Below are 23,722 nucleotides of genomic sequence, written 5' to 3'. Positions count from 1 at the left end.
TGCGAATTTAACAATCGGATATACTAGTTTATGGGGCAAAATCAGCTTAAATACACCCAAATGAGCGGATTTTTTGTGAGCATATGCGTCCAACAAGAGGTTCAAGCAAAACATAAAATAATCTCTAAAATGGGCCAAAATGTAGCCGCGTGAGCAGATGAAATCACCCTCAATAGTCCGCTTTATCCACGCCCAAGTTCCGATAATCCGATCAAAATATGGGAGATCACACTCAGGCCGCGCGCTCCGATCGGCTCAAATTGAAATTAAAAATCTCGATTTTCCCCCAGAATATCCTTCTCGATAGAAACCAATGATTTGATCTGAGTTCGCAAAAAATTGACCCAAAAAAAACTTTGTGAACCATTCCCCTTCCGCAATTTTCATTTGATATAATAAATGAAAAAAATCATTCCAGGAAAATTCCCCAACCGGTTATGGTCATCAAACGAACAACATTGATCTTGTGTCTCCTTCTGATCCTGACCTTGGGACGTGGGTCCTTTTCGGCCACCGCCAGCGAATCAGCGTCAGTTGAAAATCAGCTGGTCTCCGTTTTAACCCTGAACGAAAGTCAGATAGATCTGGCGGAAACCTTTCTCCTCATTTCCAGGGATCGCGATTCCACGCTCGACCTGGCTCCGTTACGTAAGGAGTTGGACCGGCTGACCCAATCGGTTCGTGATAAATTGAAGGAATCATCCTCTCCTGAGGAAATTGTCTCAGCGCTTAGAAAAGCCATTCATCAGGAAGGCGGCTACCGTTACACCGAACAGGTCGATGCCCAGGGAATCCCGCTGAACCCCGCCGAGCTTTTTCTGCACGGAATGCTCAAAAGCCGACGAGGCTATTGCATGAACCTCTCCCTCCTGTATCTCATTATTGGCGACCGTCTGAATCTGCCTCTTTTTGGGGTCCCTTTACCCAATCACTTTTTTGTTCGCTACGTTTCCGGGAACTCGCGTATCAATATTGAAGCGACGGAACAGGGCGCAACTTACCCTGATAGTTTTTACCGCCAGCGATTTGGAGCACCTGCCAATGCCACAGAAACGTTTTTCATGGGAAATCTTGGAAAGAAGGCCACCCTGGGGGCATATTTTTCCAACGTCGGAATGGTTTATTACAAAGGCAAACAACCTGAAAAAGCTATTTTTTATCTGGACCTGTCGGCGAAAATCAATCCCCGGTCGATTGAAGCGCATAACAACCTGGCCAATATCTATTCCGAAACACAGCAAATTGGAAAAGCCATCCACCATTACCAACTGGCTTTGCAAGCCGACCCCCGAAATTTATCGACCCTGTACAATCTGGGACTGGCTTATGATCAATCCGGTCAAGCGGACAAAGCCATCGAAACATTTTTACAAGCCGTCCAGATCGACCCGTCATTCACACCGGGCCATCAAAATTTATCGAAACTATTCTTAGAAAAAGGACAATACTTCGGCGCTCTGTTACATTTAGAGAAACTGGCGCAAATGGACCCCATGAATTTTCAGACCCAGACAACCATCGGCACGGTATATTTGCGCATGGGTCAACACGAATTGGCCTTGCAGACGTTCAATGATATGCGAGCCAAGTATCCCGGCAAGGTGGAGGTGTTGGAACCTCTGGCTGAAACCTTTTACCGGATGGGGGATTTCGACAAGGCCAGCGAGCTTTATCGCTACCTCATCGAACATCATCCCGATTTGCTCAAAGCCTATATCCAGCTAGGGTGGACCCATTACAGAAAAAATGAAATTGATCTGGCCATCGCCTGGACCCGGCGCGGCCTCAAGGAAGGCCGGGGACCGGAAAATCTAATCACGCTGGCGCAAATGAATCTGGGTTTTTATGCCTTATTGAACCAGACATTTTCCGAGGCCAGAAAATGGTATCTGAAAGCCCTTGCCGTGAAGGATCCCAGCGTGGTAAATGGCATGGTGGGCGATATTAACGAGGCGGCCCATCAATTTCCCGACCGTCCGGAACTGGAATTTTTTGTCGGATGGATATTTTTTGAATCTGGACAAAAAGAGGCCGCCAGACTGATACTTGAGCGTTATCTGGAGAAATACGCCTCCGATCAATTTGCAGATGAAGCCCGCACTCTATTGCAAAGCCTGACTTTTAAAAAGGCTGTTTTCCCAGTCAACACAGTCACGGCAACCCCATCTCCAGAAGAAAAAATGGCTCCCGAAAACATGGCGCTGATTCCCGGTGGGTTTTTTACAATGGGTGCCAATCAAAACGGACTCGATGAAAAACCAGAGCATGAGGTATTTGTGGACCCGTTTTTCATGGACCGTCATGAAGTTTCCGCCCGGGAATATGCCGAATTTTTGAACACCGTCAATAATGTAAAAGGCTATTACCTCGACAACAAATACGGCACGCTGTTTTTCGACGGACGCTTCCAGCCAAGGCCCGGTTTGGAATCTCTGCCCATCAACAACGTGAACTGGAAAGGAGCGGTCGCCTACTGCCAATGGAAAGAGAAACGTCTGCCGACAGAAGCGGAATGGGAAAAAGCGGCGCGAGGCACGGACAAACGCATACTTCCCTGGGGGGACTCCCGCCCGACACCGGAACGCGCCCGTTTTCTCCAAACATGGACGGATGTAATAAAACATAAAGTGATGGTTTCCGTAGATGCTTTGCCGGAAGGAAAGAGCCCTTTCGGACTACATAATATGGCCGGAAATGTAAAAGAATGGGTGGACGACTGGTTTGATCGAGAGTATTATGCGGAATCATCTGAATACAGTAATCCCAGAGGGCCCATTGGCGGGGAATTCAAGGTCTTAAGGGGCGGCTCCTGGCGGGATCTGGGAGGGTTTATTTATTCCTCTTTCCGAAATAACAGTTCCCCGGGGACCCGAATGGATGATTACGGGTTTCGCTGTGCCAAAAGCGTCAACCAAAGGGAGTCTTCCAAAAAGAAGGTTCGATTACCGGAAAACCCTTTCAATGAAAAACAACCTTTTAATCCAATTCACCTGAAAGGTCTATAAATTGTGATTGGCGCCATAGAAATACTTATCATTGCCGTCATCTTCGGAATCATTTATGGAAGAGACGCCATCGATAAGACCTACAAAAAGCACCCCGATGAAGGCATGATGGAAAGTTTAGCTGACGATGTCAAAGAATATTACCAAACCGATCCGAAGCGCCTGGTCAAAATGGTGGTGTTTGCGGTTTCCGTTGTTGCCTTTTTGTGCATCGCCGCCTACTGGCTCATCACCCGCACGGATTTCCTGAATATGATCGGTCTGGAATAAATGACCGCTAATAATTGAATCCGTTTGTCCTGACATGAAAATAAGGTTCCCCATCCTGCAAAATCTTGCCCCCGACGATTTCCCCTATATAGAGAACATGGTCGCCTGAGAAAACAGAATTGACCACTTCGCATTCCAGGTACGAAACGGCGTCGTTCAAAATCCGGATTCCCTGCAAACCTTCGGTGGTTTTGACTCCCTTGAACATATCTTCCTTGGGGGGTTTGCTGAAATGTTTTAAAAGGCCATTGGATTCCTTACCCAGAACATTGACTATAAAAGCATTCGATCCCTCCACCAACAGGCGGGCGGAGCGAACGACGCCCAGCGCAATGATCACCGCGGGAGGTTCAAAGGAGCATTGGTTGACCCAACTCGCAATGACAGCGTCTTCCTTATCCCCGCATTTCGCCGTAATCACATACAGACCGCTGGCAACGCGCCCCAGGGCTTTTCCCACCTGACTTTTGTTTTTCAATTTATTCTCCTTAACAGCAATAATATTTAAAAAAGAATTATAAAATACCCTTTTCCAAAAAAAAAGAATCAATATAAACTGGCGGGGTCTTGAAAAAATGATCTAAAAATCGCCCTTGTTGATCTGAAACACGTCCGGTTTTCCGGGGTTTTGTATATAAGATAGCTTCAGAACAATGTCCTGATTGGATGGCCCCTCGGGTTTCTTCGGGTTATCCAGAAGTAGAAGCACCATCCTCCCCAATTTATCCGATCCGCGAAAAACCATGATGGCGTCTTTCCCCAATGGAGCGTTCATCACCAACCCCTCTGCTACGAAGCCCTGCTCGGAAAAATATTTCCTCAGCTGATTCGCCAGATTCACCACTTGATCGGCGTTGGGCTGTGCCACCACGGGCTTGCCCCAGACAACATTGATTTGAATCAGCCGATTGGATTTATAACCCAACACATAATAAACCTTGCTTGGTCCACTTTGTGAAAGAAGGTCCTGTACGGTGATACCCAGGTTAACGGTTTTTTCAAGAGGATGCACCTGACGTTCCACATTTTTTTTGGAAATACGAAAATCTTGATAAATTGCTTTATAGACATTTTTTTCATTCATGCCAAATTGGGCGGACCGTAATCCATCCACTCTGGTTTCATTTTCTAAAGAGCCTTTTAGAGTTTTATTTTTTCCCGGATTCGCCTGGACTGCCAACGGACCCTCAGAAAATAATAAGGCCAAGAGAAAAAATAAAACAACTCGCCCATTAAATTGAAATTTCTTCACCTCGGCTCCATTTAACCTGAAGGTTTTCGAAAAATAATGATGTAGTCTTTAAGGGATTATCAAAGGAAGTTCAGGCACTCATATAAATGTCGCATGCACCCGACAGATAGACTTGGTAATTCATTTGTTCATTCACCGATTTCTGGCTTCCAATCAGGCATATCATCAAAAGTTTCTAGCGTACTGTCCATCACATCCCAATGGTTTCTATTTTTAGCAAACACCACAACCTGGGGCTTGATCGAATTCGGGTCTTCCAGTGTTCCGGCAGATAGGGTCATAACTCCCACCATTTCTGAATTCTTCCCAAATAGTGGGCTCCCACATTTAGTGCAAAAGAAATGAGTGGTCTTTTTACCACTTTCAGCTACATGGGTAAATTTAGAATAGTCTGCCTTTTACTGAAAAACTTTTCTCCAAAAACATCACACCCGTGGAATGTCCTGCCCCACTTCTCTTTTGGCAATCCCCACAATGACAGTGAGCAACGATAATGGGTTCGCCCTTGACCTCATACTTCACATCGCCACAAAAACAGCTCCCTTTAAACAATAGGGATTCTCCTTAAATATCGCCAAGAACCCGCGGTTTAACTACCATTTCCCAGGAATTGGTTCAAGACATTTTGGGCAATCTCCAGATACCAGCCGATTGGCAACAACCTGAAACCCCCACCGCTCGATGACCACTTCGCTACATTTCGGGCAAAAGGTACTCTCTGTGTTTTCCACCTGACCGGTGCGGTTGCCGGAATAAACAAACTTCAGGCCGGCTTCTATGCCACGTTGTCTCGCCCTGAGCAGGGTTGCCGCCGGAGTCGATTCCCGGTCGGTCATCTTATAAGTCGGATAAAACCCCGTCACATGCCAGGGAATATCCACCGATACCCCTGCAATGAATTCGGCCATTTGGGTCAACTCTTCATCCGAATCGTTATAGTCGGGAACAACCAGAGTCACGATTTCCGTCCAGAAACCCATCGCATGAACCTGGCGGATGGTTTCCAGAGCTGCATCCAGATTGCCGCCCAAGCGCCGGTAGTTTTTAGCGGAAAAGGATTTCAGGTCGATTTTGAACAGATCAAGCCAGGGTTGCAGATACTCCAGAACTTCCGGCGTTCCATGCCCGTTGGAAACGTAGCCTGTTCGCAAACCGCGCTCTTTGGCCGCGCGGAACACCTCGACCGCCCATTCGCTGGTGATCAACGGTTCGTTGTAGGTGGAAATGACGCTTTTGGAACCCCGCTGTTCCGCCAGATCACAGATTTCGGCGGCAGTGATTGAGGAAAAATTCAGAGTCGAGGCATCGTCCCTCAGAGCTTGCGAAGTGAACCAGTTCTGACAATAAGAACAGTGAAAATCGCATCCCAGCATTCCGAAACTCATGGCCGAACTGCCGGGAAGAACGTGGAAAAACGGTTTTTTCTCGATGGGGTCGTTATGCACCCCCGCCGCGTAATTAAAGGGAACGCGGAGGACACCTGCTTCATTGAACCGAACTTTGCAGATGCCTCTCTGACCGGGACGTAATTTACACAAGTGGCCGCAGGCAGTGCAGATCAAAACACCACCGGGAAGTTTTTGTACCAGCTCCCCCGGACGAGTCGATCTGTCAAGTTCGTTTTGAACGGTTTTGGTGGCCATGATCCGGTCCTGTTTTGAAGGTTCTTTAAGGAAGACCCTCTTTGGCCAAGATTTATTCCGTGCTGATGCCTTCGGACTTTTTATCCAGGGCGCCGATCATCGTGTGCCATGCCAGGCTCGCGCATTTGGTTCTGGAAGGGTATTCGCGGATTCCCCGGAACAGCTTTAATTTACCAAGATGATGTTCTTGCTTTTCCGGGTCCATTTCCCCTAACACCATTTTATGAAACTCCTGGAAAATGACCCGAACCTCCTCCAGGGATTTCCCCTTCAGATAAGCAGTCATTAATGATGAACTGGCTTTGGAGATGGCACATCCGGTTCCCATGAAGCTGATATCCCGCAACACGCCATGTTCTTCATCCACATCCAGGTAAACGGTCATATCATCGCCGCATAAGGGGTTCACCCCGTGGCAGCTATGCGTCGCATTTTCAAGTTCATGAAAATTTCTGGGTTTGCGATTGTGGTCCAGAATGACCTGCTGGTATAACTCGTTGTCGTACGACATTAAAAAACTTTTCCTTTCAAGGAACGGTCACGAAAACAATTTGATGACTTTTTGAATACTTTCCGCCAATGCGTCCAGTTCTTCGAATTTGTTGTAAAACGACATGGAAGCCCGCGTCGTCGCCGGCACGCCAAAGCGGATCATGGTCGGCTGGGCGCAATGGTGCCCGCCCCGGACCGCAATGCCATCCTGATCGAGCATGGTTCCCACATCGTGCGGATGAGCGGCATCCAGAACAAAGGAAATGATACTCGCCTTCTCGCGGGCGTTGCCGATGATCGTCAATCCGTCGATTTCCTGTAGCAAACGGGTCCCGTAATCCAGCAGGCTTTTTTCGTATTCAAAAATATTTTCCATGCCGATTCCGGTAATGAAATCAATGGCGGTTCCGAGACCAACAACCTGAGTGATGGGCGGCGTCCCGGCTTCAAACCTGGCGGGCGGCCTGGCATACGTGGTCTTCTCCAAAGTGACTTGCAGGATCATATCGCCGCCGGTCACATAGGGCCCCATCGATTCCCACAGTTCCATTTTTCCGTACAACCCGCCGACGCCGCTCGGAGCATACATCTTGTGCCCGGAGAAGGTGTAGAAATCGCAGTCCAGATCTTTCACATCGATCGTCATATGCGGAGAACTTTGCGCCCCGTCAATGAGGACTTTGGCTCCCACCGCATGCGCTTTTTCGATGATTTCCTTGACCGGGTTGATCGTTCCCAGGGCGTTGGAAACGTGGTTCACCGCCACCAGTCTGGTTTTCTTGTTCAATAGTTTCTCATACTCGCTCATTACCAGTTCGCCGTTGTCGCTGACGGGAATGACCCTGAGCGTCGCCCCTTTTTCCTCGCACAACACCTGCCAGGGAACAATGTTGGCGTGGTGTTCGATATTGGATATGATGATCTCGTCGCCGGCCTGGACAAATTTTCTGCCAAAACTATAAGCCACCAGATTGATCGCCTGAGTGGTTCCGCTGGTGAAAACGATCTCCTTGCGATCGGGTGTGCCAAAAAAATCGGCTACTTTTTGCCGGGCCTCTTCATAAAGCCGGGTCGCGTTTTCACTCAATTTATAGGAGCCCCGGCGCACGGTTCCATATTCTTCAGAATCGAATTTTCGCACCCGCTCGATCACACATTGAGGTTTGTGCGTGGTGGCGCCGTTGTCGAGATAGATAAGCGGTTTGCCATTGATCTTTTGAGATAAAATCGGAAACTCTTTCCGTATCTTTTCAACATCAATGGAGGGTTTGTCTGCCAAAACAGAATCCCGCATTTCAGGCCTCCAGTTTTTTCAAAAAATTATTTTCAAGATCTTTCACAACAGCGGGAAACTCGATGGTCTGAATGATGCTCTGGGCAAAACTTCGAGTCAAAAGTTCCTTGGCCACCTTTTGCGAAAGCCCTCGGGTTTTTAAATAAAACATCTGATCTTCATCGATCTGCCCAATCGTCGCTCCATGCGCGCATTTGACGTCATCGGCAAATATCATAAGATTGGGTTTATTGTCCGCATGGGCGTTGTCGGAAAGCATCAGATTATTGATGAGCTGATCCGCATTCGTCAACTGCGCCCCTTGATTGACAATGACGGTTCCATCGAAACTGGACCGGCCTTTGTCATTGATGATGTTTTTAAATTTCTGACTGCTGGTGCAATGCGGCGCTTCATGGTGGATGCGGATAAAATTGTGAACCTGCTCTTCACCGGTTAAAACACTCACACCGTTCAACCGCAATTCCGCTCCCTCGTTCTTGAGACGAACATCATAATGATGACGAGTCAGTTTGCTCCCGTAGGAAGCGTTGCTGGCAAAAAAGCGGCTGTTGCGCTCGAGAGCCACCCGGGTCTTTGAACAGTGCCAGGCATCGGTCGCATCTTCCTGGACTTGGGTAAAAGTCATGCCCGCGTCTTCGCCTATCAAAAAATCCTGAACGCTGTTGACGAAATAATTTCCCTGTACGCCAACGTATTTAACGATCAACTTCAATTCCGCCATCGCCCCCAGTCGGACAATGACACGCGGATGAGACGTGACGGGCTGTGCAGGGGAACCGGAAGAAACATATAAAATTTGCAGGGGGGCTGGAACTTGCGCTTTTTTAGGAAGGTCGATCAACAGTCCCTGAGACAAAAAAGCGCTGTTGATACAGGCGAAGACGTCATTCTCTTCTTCAACCGTATCCGCCAAATAGTTTTTCAATTCTGGCTCGGACAACGCTTCAGCAAGCGGAATGATATTTATTGAAGAACTGATCGCCGAGCAATCGGAAAGATTTTCCTTGTAAGCGCCGTCAACGATGACGAGATGGCTGTTTTCACATCCCGGATAAATATGTCGCTTGATAATATCCGCAGAAACGGAACCGACCGATACCAAGGAACACGAAGTAGAAACCAGCTCTTTCGTATTCACGAAAGTGTACATTTCGTGTTTTCGGTGCGGAAACTTGAGGAGCTCAAAGCGCTTTATAGCGGATTCATTGATGGGCAAAAAAGCTTGCAGGGGTTTGGTTTCGCTTAAGAATTTTTTGTGCTGGTCCAGAAGAGCCGATTCAGCCTGATCTTTGGATTCGGCAAGGGTCGTGGTCATAGCCGGCTCCTCAATTCGTGGTGGTGAGCCAATCGTAACCCTGGGCTTCCAGCTCCAGAGCCAGATCTTTCTCACCCGACTTGATAATCTTCCCCTGGCTCAACACATGCACATAATCCGGCTTGATATAATCCAGCAATCGCTGGTAATGCGTGATCAGAATAAGGGCGTTATTTTCATTGCGGAGTTTGTTCACTCCATCGGCGACCACGCGCAGGGCATCGATATCGAGCCCGGAATCAGTTTCATCGAGGATGGCAAGCTTTGGTTCCAGAATGGCCATCTGTAGAATTTCATTTTTCTTTTTCTCACCCCCGGAAAATCCGTCGTTCAGGTTGCGGTCTTTGTATTTCTGTTCCATTCCCAACGTTTTCATTTTTTCACTGAGAGTTTCATCGAAATCCAGAGGGTCGAGTTCTTCCTTGCCTTCGTGCACCTGTTTGGCGTTATAAGCCATGCGCAAAAACTCGGCGTTGTTCACTCCGGGAATCTCCACAGGGTATTGAAAACCCATGAACACGCCTTCCAAAGCCCGCTTCTCAGGCTCCATATCGAGCAGATTTTTCCCATCTAAAGTCACTTCTCCGCTCATCACTTGATAAGACGGATGCCCCGCCAATATTTTGGCCAGCGTACTTTTGCCCGATCCGTTGGGCCCCATGATGGCATGAACCTCGCCCTTTTTAATCGACAGGGAAATTCCTTTTAGTATTTCAGAGCCATCGAACCCAGCCCGTAAATCTTTGACCTCAAGCATTCAGTCTTACCTCTATTCATGTTTTTAAAGTAAACAACCCCCACCGCAAGCAACAGGGTATTTACAGATTTTTTTTTGTATTAACCGACGCTGTTTTCCAGCTTCAGGGTCAGCAGTTTTTGCGCTTCCACGGCAAATTCCATCGGCAACTGTTTGAAGACATCCTTGCAAAAACCGTTGATCACAGCCGTGATCGCGTTTTCGCGGGAAATCCCCCGCTGCTCAAAATAGAAAAGCTGTTCTTCACTGATTTTAGACGTGGAAGCCTCATGCTCAATCTGCACGGAGCTATTTGCCGATTCAATATAGGGGAAGGTATGCGCACTGCATTTGTCCCCGACCAGCATGCTATCGCACTGACTATAGTTCCTCGCATTGGCGGCGTTCTTATTGACCTTTACCTGCCCACGGTAACTGTTGCTGGAATGATCGGCAGAGATGCCCTTGGAAATAATGCTGGAACGGGTATTTTTCCCGATATGAATCATCTTCGTGCCGGTATCAGCCTGCATATGCCCATTGGTCAAAGCGACGGAGTAAAACTCGCCCACTGAACCGTCTCCCTGCAATATACAGCTCGGGTATTTCCAGGTGATGGCCGATCCGGTCTCCACCTGAGTCCAGGAAATCTTTGATTTTTTTCCCTGGCATTTTCCGCGCTTGGTCACAAAATTATAGATGCCACCCTTGCCCGTTTCCATGTCCCCCGCATACCAGTTTTGCACGGTGCTGTATTTGATCTCGGCATTGTCCATCGTGACCAACTCGACCACGGCGGCGTGTAGTTGATTCGTGTCAAACTGCGGCGCGGTACAGCCTTCCAGATAGGACACGTAACTGTTTTCCGCGCAAATGATCAGGGTCCGCTCAAACTGGCCGGTCTCTTCGGTATTGATGCGGAAATAAGTCGAGAGTTCCATCGGGCTGATCGTGTCCGGCGGAATGTAGACAAATGAGCCATCCGTAAAAACGGCGCTGTTCAAGGCGGCGTAAAAATTATCGCCCACCGGAACGACAGACCCCATGTATTCTTCGATCAGTTCCGGATACTCCCGAATGGCTTCTGAAATCGGGCAGAAGATGATGCCGACTTCCATCAGTTTTTTCTTGTGGGTCGTCGCCACGCTGACACTGTCGAAAACCGCATCCACCGCGACATTGGCCAGTTTTTTCTGTTCATCCAGCGGAATGCCAAGCTTCTCAAAGGTCCGCAAAAGTTCAGGGTCCACTTCATCAATATTATCCAGCAGTTTCTTCTGCTTGGGTGCGGAATAGTAGGAAAGGTTCTGATAGTCGATCGGCGGGTAATGCACGTTAGGCCAGGTCGGTTCTTTCATCGTCAACCATTTCTCATAAGCCTTCAGCCGGAAATCCAACATGAACTGCGGCTCGTTCTTCTTGTGAGATATAGCCCGGACAACATCCTCGTCCAAGCCTTTGGCAAAGGTTTCCGACTCGATCAGGGTCTGGAACCCGTACTTATATTTTTTGTCCTCCACAACGTCGGATACAGTATTATCAGTGGTCTTCATTATATAAACACTCCCTTAGGGAAATTCTACATATTGGGTACAACTATCAATTCGTTATATATTTCACTGCGCAGGGCCTGCTCCATGAAAGAAAGTGTGGCACCTAAAGAGGAACCGCAACTTCCACAAGCGCCCTGGTATTGAATCATTATTTTTTCACCGTCCACCACGTCCAGAACTTCCACGTTGCCGCCATCGGCCATTAAAGCCGGGCGGATTTTGTCGTCCAGAACCAGGTTGATCTGGGCTTTTTGATCGTCCAGGCTCAACCCCAGCCACGCCTGTTCGGCCATCGACAATTCGGCCATCGACCGCTTGGGTTTTCCCTCTTTTTTAGCCGCCGCGCTGGCTATCGCCAATCCCTTAGCGCCGGTGTAATCATCCTTGATGATTTTTAGCAACTCTTCCACCGCTCCAAACGCAAACAGCTTGGATTCCGGCACCGAAGGCACTTCCGGTTCATCCCGGAGGTGATTCTCCACATCGCTTCCAAGAAGGGAACAAGCCTCTGTGATGGTCAACCCTTTGACCAGAGAGCATAACATCTCTCCGATCGCCAGCGAAACCTTGCCCCCGTAGGCAAAAAACTTGGCGCTGTAGACCCGGTCCTCTTCGGTATCCACCAGCCAGTAAAGTTTCATATCCTTAAACTTGGCTTCTACAAGGGCCATGCCCTTTTCATTGGCATCTTCCTGATAATAGGCCCCGCGGTTCTTCGGCTGAGCGGCAACTTCTTCAAACTTCTTTGAATATTTATCTTCCAAAACCGACATAAGCGTCCCTTGGGTTGATAGGAATCTATTTAAAAAGAAACCCGCCTGGTTCTTCCAGGTTTCCTTTGCAAAGTATAATACACCGGGTTTTCAGGACTCAGTATAAAGAGAATATCCTTTGAACTCAACAATCATTAGATGCACTTGAATGGAGAAAGGTCTTCCCTATTTTGATTTTTTAAGACTGCCAATAAAATTAATATTTTTTCCACCCAACCACTTTCTACTGGCCGAGAAAAAACACATAACCTATTGATAAATAATGACTAAATTTCAAACAAACACGAGCCGCTTATAATATAGGTCCAACGGGCTCCATTTTACGTAAAAAAACAGGTAATTTTCAAACTTTGAATGAATACAGAGATCATTTATTCGTATGTACAATCCGGTCAAAAAGACTATAATTGTTTTCACATATTAAGATAACCGGCGAGGGACTGTTTTCTTCATCTCACCACCCTTTAAAACAAAGGAGTAATGGGGAGATGGGACCGACACTATATAGATATAGGATACCCTGAAATGACAACTGAAACGGGAACCAAAAGACCACAGTTGGTAGATGGAATGGGCCGAACGATTGTCAATCTGCGCATTTCCGTCACCGATCGTTGTAATTTTCGTTGTACCTATTGTATGCCCGCGGACAATGTGGAGTTCATGGACCGGGTCAACCTTCTAACCTTTGAAGAACTCACCCGAGTCGCAACGATCGTCTCTAAAATGGGGATCAACCGTCTGCGATTGACGGGCGGCGAACCTTTGATGCGCAAGGATCTCCCTCAGTTGGTAAAGATGCTTTCCAAAGTGGAAGGCATTGATGACATCGCCATGACCACCAATGCCTTTTTCCTAAAAGAACATGCCAGAAGCCTGAAAGAGGCCGGTCTCAAACGCTTGAACGTCAGCCTCGATGCCCTGGACCCGGAAAAATTCAAGCACGTCAACCGCCGCGATTGTCTCCAGCAAGTTTTGGACGGCCTTCAGGAAGCGGCTCGAGTCGGTTTCGATTCGATCAAAATCAACGCCGTCGCCATGAAAAACTTTTCCGAGACCGAAATTCTCCATCTCGTTGAAATGGGCCGGTCGGACGGATTTGAGGTGCGTTTTATCGAGTTCATGCCTCTCGATTCAGATCAGGCCTGGGAACGGGACAAAGTCCTGTTTGGCCACGAAATAGTAGACCTCATCCGCAAAAAATACGACTTGGTTCCTATTGACAACTCTTTGGAGATCGGACCGGCAAGCGAATATAAATTTGCCGACGGCAAAGGCAAAATAGGCATCATCACCGCCGTCAGCAATCCGTTCTGCGACCATTGCAACCGCATCCGCATGACCGCCGACGGCACATTGCGCACTTGCCTGTTCTCCACCCACGAAACCAACCTCAAAGATCTGATTCGGGCGGGAGCCTCAGATGCAACGATTATTGAGACCATTCAGCAAGCGGTGCTGATCAAAGAGCCGGGGCACAAAATCAATCTGGATGATTTCGAGCGTCCGCAACGGGCCATGCATGCCATTGGCGGCTGACCAGCGTACCGCTGGACCCAATGCTAACGTGCGATGAGTTAATGGCAAACCGAATCCTCCTTAGCGATTTGGCCCTCAGCCTTTGATATCCTGTTCTATATTTCTATCCTGCTCATCATAATTTATGACACTCACACAAAAACAAAAAAACCTGGAGAGCCACTTAAAGGATTTAGGGCGTGTTGTCGTGGCTTTTTCCGGAGGAGCGGACAGTGCTCTGGTGTTGGCTATGTCTCAGAAAGTGCTGGGCAACGAAAATGTTCTTGCCGTAACCGCTGAGTCGGAAAGCCTTGCGGAAAGAGAATTGCTGGGGGCGCAAAAAGTGGCCGCGGAACTTGGAGTCGAGCATTTGATCCTCAGGACCCATGAGATGGACTCCCCCGAATATCGGGCAAACCCCATCAACCGTTGCTATCACTGCAAATCCGAGTTGTATTCCAGGCTCCAAGCCATCGCAGAAAAAAGAAACATCACTCATATGGTCAACGGTATCAATCAGGACGATCTGGGAGATCACCGTCCGGGAATCATAGCGGCCAGGGAGTTCGGAGTGTTGAGCCCCCTTTCCCAGGCAGGATTCAATAAAAATGATGTCCGGGAACTCTCCCGGCAGTTGGGTCTGACCACATCGGAAAAACCGGCCATGCCTTGCCTTTCTTCCCGAGTTCCTTACGGAGAACCCATTTCACCTGAAAAACTTGCCATGATCGAACAGGCGGAGGATCTGTTGCTCTCTCTCGGCTTCACTCAATTGCGGGTCCGCCATCATGGGGAAATCGCCCGCATTGAGTTATTGAAAGAAGAGATGCCTGAATTTCTTGCGGATGCCATTGCCGAAACCGTTCAACAGCGATTCAAACAAATCGGGTTCAAGTATGTGACCTTGGATTTGGAAGGTTTTAGGTCGGGAAGGCTGAACGACGGTCTCAAAGAAATCGATCAGGAAAGGGCGGAGCCATGTTTCAAGTCGAATTAAAACCGGAAGTCAGAAAACAGTTGAAGGACCCGGATAAATTCGTCAAAGGTATGAGCTGGGTATACACGGGGTTGGTGCTCGCCATGAGCGGCGTGGCGATCATGCTGATGCTGTATTTTACCAAGCCGGAAGACGTGTTGAACCCCACGTGGCTGATGTTGATAGGATTGGCTGTTGCCGGCTGGGGAGAATGGCTCAAATACAAAGGGAAATAATTTTAGCCTCTTCAGTAAATTTTATTCTGCTTAATCATCTTTCTCCCCTGCCCTACCCTGTTTCTGGGCATTGCGTCCCAGTTCGATCGACCGTTTCGTCGCCGCTTGCACCGCATTCATCAGTGTGGTTCGCAAGCCCCCCGCTTCCAGCGTGTGAAGCCCGGAGATGGTGGTGCCGCCGGGAGACGTGACCATGTCTTTCAACTCGCCAGGATGTTTTTTACTTTCCCACGCCAGTTTAGCCGACCCTAAAACAGTTTGAATGGTCAGGATATTGGCAACGTCACGGGACAGGCCCATTTTGACGCCCGCATCAGACAGCGCCTCAATGATCATAAAAATATAGGCGGGACCACTGCCACTCAATCCTGTAACCGCATCCAGATGGACCTCATCGACATCCACGGTTTTTCCAACCGCTTCAAACAGACGGTGGGCAATCTGAATATCCACCTTGGAAACATCTTCTCCGGCGGCGATCGCGGTGACCCCCTCCTGAACCAGCGCCGGCGTGTTCGGCATGGTTCGGACAACATTGTACTTTCTATCCAGCCCGGATTTTAATACGGCGAGAATCGTCGTGATCGGTACGCCTGCGGCGATGGACACCAGTAACTTTTTTGCGTCTATGAGGTCGCGAACATTTTCAAGGACCTTTTGTACCACTTGCGGTTTCACCGCCAGAATCAGGATGTCACTTTTTTCTACCAGTTCCCGGTTATCGGAGGTTGTTTTTACCTTGTATTCCGAATGCAGGAATTCGAGGCGGTTGGGAACGACATCGGACACAAATATACTTTTGGCATCAACAAATCCGGCTGAAATCAAACCCTTGATCATCGCCTCGGCCATGTTTCCCCCGCCAATGAACCCCAGCTTTTTGCTTCTCAACACGATATCAGTCTCCCTGAAATAGTCATAACCCTCTTGCGCTCAGCATTCATACTTCTACCGGTGGCCGGTCTCCAAAAATCGCCGTCCCCACCCGCACCAGAGTCGCTCCTTCTGCAATCGCCACAGTGAAATCGTGGGACATGCCCATGGACAATTCTTGTAATGAAACGCCTTCTATCGCCAGCCCAGCCATACGATCGCGGAGTTCACGCAATCGTGAAAAAATAAGTCGAGACTTTTCGAGGTCGGGATCATGAGGGGGAATCGTCATCAACCCCTCGACGCGAATGGCTTTCATTTTGCCAATGGCCCGTAAAGTGGTTTCCAACAGGTCAAGGGAAACTCCAAATTTTGAGGCTTCGCCGGAGACGTTTACCTGAATCAGAATACGGGTTAATTGCCCCTCGGACTGACTTTTTGCATCGATCACCTGAGCCAGTGCAACGCTGTCTACGGAGTGAATCAAATCAAACCGTCCAATGACATCTTTGACCTTGTTCTTCTGCAGATGGCCGATGAAATGCCAGCCAAAACCCTCCGTCCCCAGATGGTCGATTTTTTCCAGGGCTTCCTGGACGCGGTTTTCACCAAATAGTTCCGCGCCGGCTTTTTGCGCCGCAATTATTTTTTCTTCAGGAACGGTTTTACTGACGGCGATCAGACGAATACTTCCTGGATCTCGCCCGACTTTTTGTGCCGCCAGAGCTATTTGGGTCTTCACCCCTGCCAGGTTATCTGATATCAAGAAACGTTATTCCGACGTCAATTTCAAGAACTTCAAAAACAGAAGAATAAGGGGGGCGGACGAAAATTTCCAAAGGCGACATTAATAAAGCGCGTCCACGCCTCTTTCATCCGTTCTGATACGGATGGCGTCATCTACAGGGAGGATAAAAATCTTTCCATCACCAAAACTACCCGTCTGGGCAGTGGCCACCAGCACATCCACCACTTCATCCACCGCCTCATTTTCCAAAACGATGGATATTTCTACCCTGGGATGGAATTGGGGCATCTCCCTACCGGGGGCTGACTTTAACTGGCTTAAAGGTTTGCCGATTCCTTTAACCTCGATAACCGAAAGACCAGGCACACCCAATTCAAACAGTTTTAATCGAACTGCGTCCAGTTTCTCGTGTCGTATATAGCATTTGATCATTTTCATAATATTGATAACCAATCTAGACCAAAATAAAAGGCTTTGCAACCTTTTGAGATTGCAAAGCCTTAAAAAAACAAAACCGACTGCGCCGAAAAACTCGGATCGAGTTCAATTTACCTGTCATGAATATTACAAACCAATGTCTTTTCCGGCGGCCACTATATCATCCACAACTTTAAGAAGTTTTTCCTTTTCAACCGGCTTCACCAGATAATCTTTCACGCCTTTTTTCATAAAGGACGTGGCCATTTCCGTATCCGGATAACCCGTAACAACAACGACGGGAATTCCTGGAGCCTCTCGTTTGAGAAAATCGACACACTCCACACCATTGACTTTGGGCATTCGGATGTCGCATAAAATCAGACCCACATTGATCATATTGTCTTCCGACCGAAGAAGTGCAATACCCTCTTCTCCATTTTCAGCTTCTATGACATGAAACCCAGCGCCTTCCAAATGGAGTCTCAATACTTCGCGAACATCTTCCTCATCATCAATGACTAAAATTTTACCTTTTGGCATTGTATTTCCCTCCCATAATAATTTTTAACTGTACTTCCCTAAAAAGTCGAATAAAACTGCCAACCCCAAAAAGAACCAAATCCCTATATCGTCATAGACAGACAACTTAATCTGAAAATCAGGCAAAGCCGTTGTAAAATGTATGTACCTCCAGTCACTTCTGTTACGCTAAAGCCTTGCGAGTTTGCCAGCGGTGACATATGTTACACATGATTCACTCTTCTTTTGGAAGGTAGTGCCGTGCACCATAGCCGTCAATAGCAAAACCAAAAAATTATTTTGAATGGTATTATTGTTGAAAATTTCAGTTTTTATTTTTACTTAAATTACTGGAACTTAAAATAAATGCTCCAATCGCCGGTCTCCACTCCTGATGTCGTCAAAACCCCTCTCAAGGATTTAAAGTCCAAGCTAATCCTGATCATGCTGGGCGTGGGAACCCTCCCTCTCCTGCTGGCTATGGTCATCTCTTACATCCAGGGAACAAAATCTCTGCAGAATGTGATTGGGGCCAGTTTCCAGGCGCTGGCCACCGAAACAGCGGCCAAGATCGATTTTATTATGCTGGAGGAAATTAAAAAAAATATCCGTCTGGCCAGCCATCCCACTCTGGTTTTGACCGTAAGAGAACGTTTCCGCGTAACCTCACAAATGGACGATGCCGAACTGGCCCAGCAATTCAGCAATCAGGCTAAGGAGTGGAAAGCTAAAGGCCCTGGTTCCGAAAACCTACTGAATAATTCCGGAAGCCGGATTCTGAAAAGTTTTATAAAAAGATATCCGGCTTCGCAAACCTCCACGCACGCTCTTTTCGTGACGGATTCAAAAGGCGTGCTGGTTTCAAGCATCAATGACTATCCGGAATTTTTCAGTGGGGATTATGCCTTCGTTTCCAAAACCGTCAAAGGGGGAGAAGGATTTGTTTACATCGGCCCCATCCGCTCCCTGTCCGGAACGGATCAATTTGGTTTTCACTGTGAAGTCCCCATTCTCGATCAAAACGGAAAAGTCATTGGCGTTCTGCACCGGGTGTATCTGGCAAAACAATTCTTTTCGGCTTCCATTGAGCAGATAATATTTGGGGAAACCGGTCATGTGATGCTGATTGATTCCGAGGGGATGGTGATCGATTGTCCCGTTCTCCCAACCGGTTTTAAAATTCAGGACCTTCAACTCGTGGCCGATGTCACCAAGCCGCAGGCGGGATGGGCTATCACTCAAAGCGATGGCCACACCAACGAAGGCTTATCGATCATCGGCTATGCCCCCTTGTTGCAAACCAACAAGGCGACCGTGGCATCTTCCGGTAGGAAGTGGTTCACATTTGCCTGGCAATCGTCTCATGAAGTTTTTGCTCCTACCCGAAAATTGCTTCTATGGATTTCAGCGGCGGGTTTTGCGTCTATTCTATTGATCGCCCTCATGGGATCTTTGGCATCCAACAGGATCGTCAACCCCATTCGCATATTACAGAATGCAACCGCCCGTATTGGACGCGGCGAAGCCGTCGAACCCTTAAAGATTTCCACGGGTGATGAAATCGAATCCCTTGCCAATGAAATCAACTTAATGAACTCTTTGTTGAAAAAAGCTTTTTCCGGATTAGAGGAAAAAGTAGAGGAAAAAACAAAGGAGGTACGCTCCCTGCAGGAATATACCGAAAGCATTTTGATGAGCGTTCCCGATGTTCTGCTCATTTTTAACGATGAATTAAAAGCCGAATACGTCAATGAAGCCTTCGAAACATTGACCGGGATATCCACCGCTAAAGCGCATGCCAAAACTCTCACCACCTTGGGATTGGAATTCAGCGGTCAATGGCAATCCGTGATGGATGAATTGCAAGCCTACGCCAAAGGCAGTGATGAAAAATCCGCCAAGACCACCAAGGTCTCTCTTGGAAACCAGGGACCAAGAGACCCGTTGGCGCCAAAATCAGTCGGCCCGGCATGGGAAACCAAAAATGTAGTGACTTTAGGAAACCGGGTGTTTGCCTATCAATTTTTCGATGTCTCCATTACCGTGCAAAAGAAACGACAGATAGGACTCCTTATGAAGGAAATCACCGAACAGAAATCATTGCAGGATCAATTGACCATGGCTGAAAAATTGTCTGGCCTGGGAACACTTACGGCTGGGATTGCCCATGAAATGAATAACCCCCTGTTCTCCATCATGGGGTTTACCGAGGCCATTCTGGAAGAGAAAAATCCTGAGAAAATAAAAACATACGCCCAAAAGGTGTTGGAAAAATCCAGACACATGGCATCAGTTATCCTGAATATGTCAGGTTATTCTCGATCTGGAGCAACAGATCAAATGCGCGATGTTAATATCAACGAGCGGCTGGATGCCTCAATTGAAATGGCGATGATGGCTTCTTACTCAAACGATATCAAAATCGAAAAAAAATTATCCCAACTACCACTTATAAAAGCCAAGCCTGAGGAAATCCAACAAATATATTTAAACATCATTACCAATGCCGTCCAGGCCATGGATGGCAAGGGGAACCTAATCATAACCTCCTTCCAGGACAATGGCAAAATCGTTACAACCATAAAGGACAACGGCCCTGGGATTCCTCAGGAATATCTTTCCAAGATATTCGATCCTTTCTTTACCACCAAGGATCAGGGAAAAGGGACGGGACTGGGATTGAATATCGTGCACCGGCTGGTGGATAAATACGGGGGGAGCATTTCCGTAGAATCAACGGTTGGAAAGGGAACCAAATTCACGATCTCTTTTCCGGTAAATTAACTTTTTTTCACTTTAAAAAAGACCAACCATGGAAGAATTTGACCTGTTTAAAAGCGAAAAACTTTCCAGAGCGGTGGAGGCCCTCGCGGAAGCCGTGATCATTACCGATCCCGGAGGAACCATCACCTACGTGAACCCGGCCTTTGAAAAAATCACCGGATATTCTCCAGAGGAAGCCTTGGGAAAAAACCCGCGTATTTTAAAAAGCGGTCAAAACCCTCCCGAGAGATATAAAGAAATATGGGACATTCTCCTGCAAGGAAAAATCTGGCGGGGTCCGGTGATCAACAAGCGCAAGGACGGGTCGTTCTACCACGCCGAGTTGACCATCTCCCCCATATGGAACGATACCGGCAGGATTCTGAGTTATGTCGCGGTTCAGCACGAAATCACCAGGGAACTGGAACTTGAGGAGCAAGCCCGGCTGGCAACCGAGGAATACAAGGTTTTGCACGCCGTCGCCAAGGCGCTTCACAAAATCGATTCCCTGAAGGGCATGTTAAATCATGCCATGGAGGCGATCACCCGGTTTAACGAACTCAAGGTGGAATACAAGGCCGGCATCTTCCTGGCAGATAATGACAAAAAGGTGCTGAATCTTTTCACCACCATTGGGGAATTTTCAGATGAGTTTATGGAAAAGGACAAGGTGGTGCCTTTTGGAGACTGCCTGTGCGGACGCGCGGCGGAGTCCGGGGAAATGCTGGTCAGCAACAGCTGTTTTTCCGACGACCGGCACACCCGGTTATTTGCCGACATGACAGCCCACGGTCATTACATCGTCCCTTTAAAGAGCCGGGAAAAACTGATCGGCATCTTATTTCTATATACCGATGAAGATCCTCCCTGGTACGAGCGAAGTCAGGAAATTCTCCTCCCAACCGGCTTCAATAACTTTTTCCAGTTCTGTTTTTCCCAACAGCGCGCTTCCCCATAAAGACGATACTCTTTTTCCTTTTTCTTGAAATCCGCATGATGCGCGAGCCATTGGCCATTTTTCCTGCGGGGCGGCGCCCATTGATGACACATCTCATGGTGAACCGTCAGCTCCACCACAGGATGCGGAACAAAATCCTGATTGAGCCGGGGATGGATGCGGATCACTTTTTTTAAAATATCATAAGACCCAAACCGTATGGCGCTTCGGTTGGGTGTTTGCGAGTCCCGTCCCCAACCTATCCCGGCCTGGATGGCATCCTTAAAATACTCCGCATTTAACCGGTCAAAAATTGCTTGCAGATCGCAACCGTTGGCATTTATTTCCAACATCTCTTCCGGGACTGCGGGAAAAGAAGGACGGACCCTTGCCTCAAGAAACGACTGGATCAACGATTTATAATCCGAAGATAAATTTTCATGACCTGCCAGGCGTTGGAGAATGGTGGTTTCCAGAGAATTCAGAACATCCCCTTTTTTCGCATCGAAATGAGAGAAATAATTGTCATTAAAAATTTCCACCTGAAGTCCAGGCTTGTCTTTCTCCAGCCTCACCTGCCCCATATAATCAAAATTCTTTTTCCGGCACTTAAACATCAAGGTGAGAATTCGCGTCGGGCTTAACTTTTCCAAGCCCTGGCCAAAAGATAATATCCCCTGTTGAATAGAGACCTTTGCAAAAGAACCACCCCTCATCCCAGCCTTCTCCCCGCTGGGGAGAAGGAGTTTCTTCCTCTCCCCCTTAGGGGGAGAGGATTGAGGTGAGGGGGTATTTTGATTCTTATCCAGGTTTTGCAAAGCTCTTTTTTGAACCGGGGTAGCCGGTGGTTCCTGAGCTAATTTATCCATTACAATCCTTTGCGCCAAATGAGTGATTCTATTCCAATAAATCATTAAGATACTACCGAACCTGTTTCTCATTGTCCATATCGCCCTCTAAAAGATTTTTCTGAGTCTTTCAATGGAAACCTGATGTGATCCGGTTCACTTTACTTTAAAATCAAATTCCTTTAAGGTTTATGTATGAGACCTCTAATTCTACTGATTCTAATTCTTGGGATTTCATCCTGCATGCCCATGTCAGGGGGGATGGCCCCTTTGGAACTTCCGCCTTCGCAAAAAATTGTGGTCAAAGAGGAGGTGGACCTTTTCCTGTCCACAACCGATCCTGCCGTGGAAAGCGCGGTTATCACCCGGTTGAAGGGATCGCAGGTTTCCAATGAATTGATCAAATCGATCCTGAAAGAAACCCCTTTGCCCGCTGTCACCCTAACCGGATTGCAGGTGGATCGGGGAAAAAATCTCAACGGCAGGAACTACCCTTACGCTCTGTATGTCCCCGAAGCGGCCAAGGCGGGAGTGGCCTATCCCTTGATCGTCATTTTACACGGCATGGGGGGAAGCGGAGCCAGCACGATTCCGGCCTGGGTCAACCGGCTGGCGGAGGATTTTATCATTCTCTGCCCGTCTTATCCTACGGGGGCCTGGTGGGCGCAACCGGCGGAAGACCTCGTCCTGCAATTGATTCAAGACGTGCAAACCGAATATCCCGTGGATACCAACCGCATCTTTTTAGCGGGATTATCCAATGGAGCCATTGGCGCCTACATGATCGGAATGTTTTATCCCGATCGGTTCGCGGGCATCGTTCCCATCGCCAGTGGCATCACCCCGCGCTATATGCATTTCCTGGTGAATTTAAAAAACACTCCCATCTATATCATCCAGGGAGTGCACGATCCGGTGTTTCCGATCCAGCTCACGCGCCGGGTTCATCAAATTTTGCAGGACATGAAATATCCCGTCGTCTACCGGGAACACGATGAAAAAGGCTCGGCTCATGGCGGCCACTTTTTGCCCGAGTCCGAAATCCCGCCGCTTGCCCAATGGATGAAGAACCAAAACCGCGATCCTCTGCCTAAAGTGCTACGGATGACGCGCGAGGCCAATCACCTGGGGCGCGTCAACTGGGCTCGTTTGAGTAAAGGCGTGCAAATGGCCGCACTGCAACTGCCGGGACCGGAAAAGGAACCCGTCAACGTTCAGGATGGAAAAATCGCCACTCTTTTTGCCAGCCAGAAAGGCAACAACGAATTCGAGGTGATGGGGAAAAACCTGGTTGAGTTTGAGTTGTTCTTCAATACAGACATGGTCGCTTTCGACGCCCCGGTCCGCGTCTTCACGCAAAAGCTGAGGGATGAGGCAGGGAAGATAGTCACCGATCAAAAACAAGAAGGCTTTAACAACAAACTGGTGAAAGATCTTGAAGTGCTTTTGCGCGATTTCAAGCAAAACCGTGATCCCGCCATGCTCTTCGACGCGAAAATCACCATTTCTCTCGAAAAGACGTTTGCCCGCCGCACGCAATAATGACTC

At 48.1% G+C, this 23,722-nt stretch carries 22 protein-coding genes and 1 pseudogene; 8 read left to right on the top strand and 15 right to left on the bottom strand.

Annotated elements, in window-relative coordinates:
- Nucleotides 1–437: 437 nt before the first annotated feature.
- Together O3C58_00635 and O3C58_00630 are read left to right on the top strand one after the other, a co-directional pair.
- Nucleotides 438–3,005, top strand: coding sequence for an SUMF1/EgtB/PvdO family nonheme iron enzyme (locus tag O3C58_00635; GenBank protein ID MDA0690368.1), 2,568 nt, complete (start codon nt 438–440; stop codon nt 3,003–3,005).
- A 3-nt stretch (nt 3,006–3,008) separates the two neighbouring features.
- The gene (locus tag O3C58_00630; GenBank protein ID MDA0690367.1) at nt 3,009–3,275 is read left to right on the top strand and encodes a hypothetical protein; all 267 of its coding nucleotides are present in this window, start codon (nt 3,009–3,011) and stop codon (nt 3,273–3,275) included.
- Nucleotides 3,276–3,282: 7 nt separating this feature from the next.
- Here the strand turns inward: O3C58_00630 and O3C58_00625 are convergent, their stop codons facing one another.
- The 10 genes and pseudogenes from O3C58_00625 to O3C58_00580 all read right to left on the bottom strand — a co-directional run bounded on the left by O3C58_00625 (nt 3,283) and on the right by O3C58_00580 (nt 12,336).
- Complete coding sequence (locus tag O3C58_00625; protein ID MDA0690366.1) at nt 3,283–3,753, bottom strand: flavin reductase family protein; 471 nt, start codon at nt 3,751–3,753, stop codon at nt 3,283–3,285.
- A 102-nt stretch (nt 3,754–3,855) separates the two neighbouring features.
- Nucleotides 3,856–4,455, bottom strand: coding sequence for a hypothetical protein (locus O3C58_00620; protein MDA0690365.1), 600 nt, complete (start codon nt 4,453–4,455; stop codon nt 3,856–3,858).
- Nucleotides 4,456–4,655: 200 nt separating this feature from the next.
- Nucleotides 4,656–4,901 (bottom strand): annotated as a pseudogene (locus tag O3C58_00615) (GFA family protein).
- Between the two features lie 219 nt (nt 4,902–5,120).
- Complete coding sequence (amrS, locus tag O3C58_00610) at nt 5,121–6,170, bottom strand: AmmeMemoRadiSam system radical SAM enzyme (GenBank protein ID MDA0690364.1); 1,050 nt, start codon at nt 6,168–6,170, stop codon at nt 5,121–5,123.
- A 52-nt stretch (nt 6,171–6,222) separates the two neighbouring features.
- Nucleotides 6,223–6,681: an SUF system NifU family Fe-S cluster assembly protein gene (locus tag O3C58_00605; GenBank protein MDA0690363.1), complete on the bottom strand. Its 459-nt coding sequence runs from the start codon at nt 6,679–6,681 to the stop codon at nt 6,223–6,225.
- 27 nt (nt 6,682–6,708) lie between these two features.
- Nucleotides 6,709–7,956 carry a cysteine desulfurase gene (locus tag O3C58_00600; GenBank protein ID MDA0690362.1) on the bottom strand — a complete coding sequence of 416 codons (1,248 nt, stop codon included), beginning with the start codon at nt 7,954–7,956 and terminating at the stop codon, nt 6,709–6,711.
- Between the two features lies 1 nt (nt 7,957).
- The gene (gene sufD / locus O3C58_00595) at nt 7,958–9,274 is read right to left on the bottom strand and encodes a Fe-S cluster assembly protein SufD (GenBank protein ID MDA0690361.1); all 1,317 of its coding nucleotides are present in this window, start codon (nt 9,272–9,274) and stop codon (nt 7,958–7,960) included.
- A gap of 10 nt (nt 9,275–9,284) precedes the next feature.
- On the bottom strand, nt 9,285–10,031 hold the full coding sequence (gene sufC / locus O3C58_00590; protein MDA0690360.1) for a Fe-S cluster assembly ATPase SufC: 747 nt from the start codon (nt 10,029–10,031) through the stop codon (nt 9,285–9,287).
- Between the two features lie 80 nt (nt 10,032–10,111).
- Complete coding sequence (sufB, locus tag O3C58_00585; GenBank protein ID MDA0690359.1) at nt 10,112–11,563, bottom strand: Fe-S cluster assembly protein SufB; 1,452 nt, start codon at nt 11,561–11,563, stop codon at nt 10,112–10,114.
- 26 nt (nt 11,564–11,589) lie between these two features.
- The gene (locus tag O3C58_00580) at nt 11,590–12,336 is read right to left on the bottom strand and encodes a NifU family protein (GenBank protein ID MDA0690358.1); all 747 of its coding nucleotides are present in this window, start codon (nt 12,334–12,336) and stop codon (nt 11,590–11,592) included.
- Between the two features lie 525 nt (nt 12,337–12,861).
- Between O3C58_00580 and moaA the strand changes: the two genes are divergently transcribed.
- The 3 genes from moaA to O3C58_00565 all read left to right on the top strand — a co-directional run bounded on the left by moaA (nt 12,862) and on the right by O3C58_00565 (nt 15,066).
- Nucleotides 12,862–13,875, top strand: coding sequence for a GTP 3',8-cyclase MoaA (gene moaA / locus O3C58_00575; GenBank protein MDA0690357.1), 1,014 nt, complete (start codon nt 12,862–12,864; stop codon nt 13,873–13,875).
- A gap of 124 nt (nt 13,876–13,999) precedes the next feature.
- Complete coding sequence (gene larE, locus O3C58_00570; protein MDA0690356.1) at nt 14,000–14,851, top strand: ATP-dependent sacrificial sulfur transferase LarE; 852 nt, start codon at nt 14,000–14,002, stop codon at nt 14,849–14,851.
- On the top strand, nt 14,833–15,066 hold the full coding sequence (locus tag O3C58_00565; GenBank protein MDA0690355.1) for a hypothetical protein: 234 nt from the start codon (nt 14,833–14,835) through the stop codon (nt 15,064–15,066). Before larE ends, O3C58_00565 begins: the two co-directional genes overlap by 19 nt.
- Before the next feature lie 30 nt (nt 15,067–15,096).
- On the opposite strand, the gene proC is transcribed toward O3C58_00565, so the two are convergent.
- The 4 genes from proC to O3C58_00545 all read right to left on the bottom strand — a co-directional run bounded on the left by proC (nt 15,097) and on the right by O3C58_00545 (nt 17,647).
- The gene (gene proC / locus O3C58_00560; GenBank protein MDA0690354.1) at nt 15,097–15,960 is read right to left on the bottom strand and encodes a pyrroline-5-carboxylate reductase; all 864 of its coding nucleotides are present in this window, start codon (nt 15,958–15,960) and stop codon (nt 15,097–15,099) included.
- Between the two features lie 46 nt (nt 15,961–16,006).
- On the bottom strand, nt 16,007–16,705 hold the full coding sequence (locus O3C58_00555; protein ID MDA0690353.1) for a YggS family pyridoxal phosphate-dependent enzyme: 699 nt from the start codon (nt 16,703–16,705) through the stop codon (nt 16,007–16,009).
- 81 nt (nt 16,706–16,786) lie between these two features.
- Nucleotides 16,787–17,125 carry a P-II family nitrogen regulator gene (locus tag O3C58_00550; protein ID MDA0690352.1) on the bottom strand — a complete coding sequence of 113 codons (339 nt, stop codon included), beginning with the start codon at nt 17,123–17,125 and terminating at the stop codon, nt 16,787–16,789.
- Nucleotides 17,126–17,251: 126 nt separating this feature from the next.
- The gene (locus tag O3C58_00545; GenBank protein ID MDA0690351.1) at nt 17,252–17,647 is read right to left on the bottom strand and encodes a response regulator; all 396 of its coding nucleotides are present in this window, start codon (nt 17,645–17,647) and stop codon (nt 17,252–17,254) included.
- A gap of 345 nt (nt 17,648–17,992) precedes the next feature.
- Here O3C58_00545 and O3C58_00540 point away from each other — a divergent pair, with 345 nt between their 5' ends.
- The gene (locus tag O3C58_00540) at nt 17,993–20,410 is read left to right on the top strand and encodes an ATP-binding protein (GenBank protein ID MDA0690350.1); all 2,418 of its coding nucleotides are present in this window, start codon (nt 17,993–17,995) and stop codon (nt 20,408–20,410) included.
- A 28-nt stretch (nt 20,411–20,438) separates the two neighbouring features.
- Nucleotides 20,439–21,347 carry a PAS domain S-box protein gene (locus O3C58_00535; protein ID MDA0690349.1) on the top strand — a complete coding sequence of 303 codons (909 nt, stop codon included), beginning with the start codon at nt 20,439–20,441 and terminating at the stop codon, nt 21,345–21,347.
- Here O3C58_00535 and O3C58_00530 read toward each other — a convergent pair.
- On the bottom strand, nt 21,272–21,979 hold the full coding sequence (locus tag O3C58_00530; GenBank protein ID MDA0690348.1) for a hypothetical protein: 708 nt from the start codon (nt 21,977–21,979) through the stop codon (nt 21,272–21,274). The two genes, O3C58_00535 and O3C58_00530, sit on opposite strands and share 76 nt — an antisense overlap.
- A 456-nt stretch (nt 21,980–22,435) precedes the next feature.
- Here O3C58_00530 and O3C58_00525 point away from each other — a divergent pair, with 456 nt between their 5' ends.
- Nucleotides 22,436–23,716: a hypothetical protein gene (locus tag O3C58_00525; protein MDA0690347.1), complete on the top strand. Its 1,281-nt coding sequence runs from the start codon at nt 22,436–22,438 to the stop codon at nt 23,714–23,716.
- Nucleotides 23,717–23,722 lie beyond the last annotated feature (6 nt).

This window comes from Nitrospinota bacterium, assembly GCA_027619975.1.
Lineage (GTDB): Bacteria > Nitrospinota > Nitrospinia > Nitrospinales > VA-1 > JADFGI01.
Note: the sequence above shows the minus strand (reverse complement) of the source record. Positions and strands in the feature narration are given on the sequence as shown.

Bases quoted from the DNA above. Each gene is read 5' to 3' on its own strand.
- sufC (MDA0690360.1), bottom strand. From the start codon at position 10,031: ATGCTTGAGGTCAAAGATTTACGGGCTGGGTTCGATGGCTCTGAAATA.
- larE (MDA0690356.1), top strand. From the start codon at position 14,000: ATGACACTCACACAAAAACAAAAAAACCTGGAGAGCCACTTAAAGGAT.
- O3C58_00525 (MDA0690347.1), top strand. From the start codon at position 22,436: ATGGCCCCTTTGGAACTTCCGCCTTCGCAAAAAATTGTGGTCAAAGAG.
- moaA (MDA0690357.1), top strand. From the start codon at position 12,862: ATGACAACTGAAACGGGAACCAAAAGACCACAGTTGGTAGATGGAATG.
- O3C58_00635 (MDA0690368.1), top strand. From the start codon at position 438: ATGGTCATCAAACGAACAACATTGATCTTGTGTCTCCTTCTGATCCTG.
- O3C58_00600 (MDA0690362.1), bottom strand. From the start codon at position 7,956: ATGCGGGATTCTGTTTTGGCAGACAAACCCTCCATTGATGTTGAAAAG.
- amrS (MDA0690364.1), bottom strand. From the start codon at position 6,170: ATGGCCACCAAAACCGTTCAAAACGAACTTGACAGATCGACTCGTCCG.
- O3C58_00535 (MDA0690349.1), top strand. From the start codon at position 20,439: ATGGAAGAATTTGACCTGTTTAAAAGCGAAAAACTTTCCAGAGCGGTG.
- O3C58_00565 (MDA0690355.1), top strand. From the start codon at position 14,833: ATGTTTCAAGTCGAATTAAAACCGGAAGTCAGAAAACAGTTGAAGGAC.
- O3C58_00605 (MDA0690363.1), bottom strand. From the start codon at position 6,681: ATGTCGTACGACAACGAGTTATACCAGCAGGTCATTCTGGACCACAAT.
- O3C58_00545 (MDA0690351.1), bottom strand. From the start codon at position 17,647: ATGCCAAAAGGTAAAATTTTAGTCATTGATGATGAGGAAGATGTTCGC.
- O3C58_00540 (MDA0690350.1), top strand. From the start codon at position 17,993: ATGCTCCAATCGCCGGTCTCCACTCCTGATGTCGTCAAAACCCCTCTC.
- O3C58_00550 (MDA0690352.1), bottom strand. From the start codon at position 17,125: ATGAAAATGATCAAATGCTATATACGACACGAGAAACTGGACGCAGTT.
- O3C58_00580 (MDA0690358.1), bottom strand. From the start codon at position 12,336: ATGTCGGTTTTGGAAGATAAATATTCAAAGAAGTTTGAAGAAGTTGCC.
- sufD (MDA0690361.1), bottom strand. From the start codon at position 9,274: ATGACCACGACCCTTGCCGAATCCAAAGATCAGGCTGAATCGGCTCTT.
- sufB (MDA0690359.1), bottom strand. From the start codon at position 11,563: ATGAAGACCACTGATAATACTGTATCCGACGTTGTGGAGGACAAAAAA.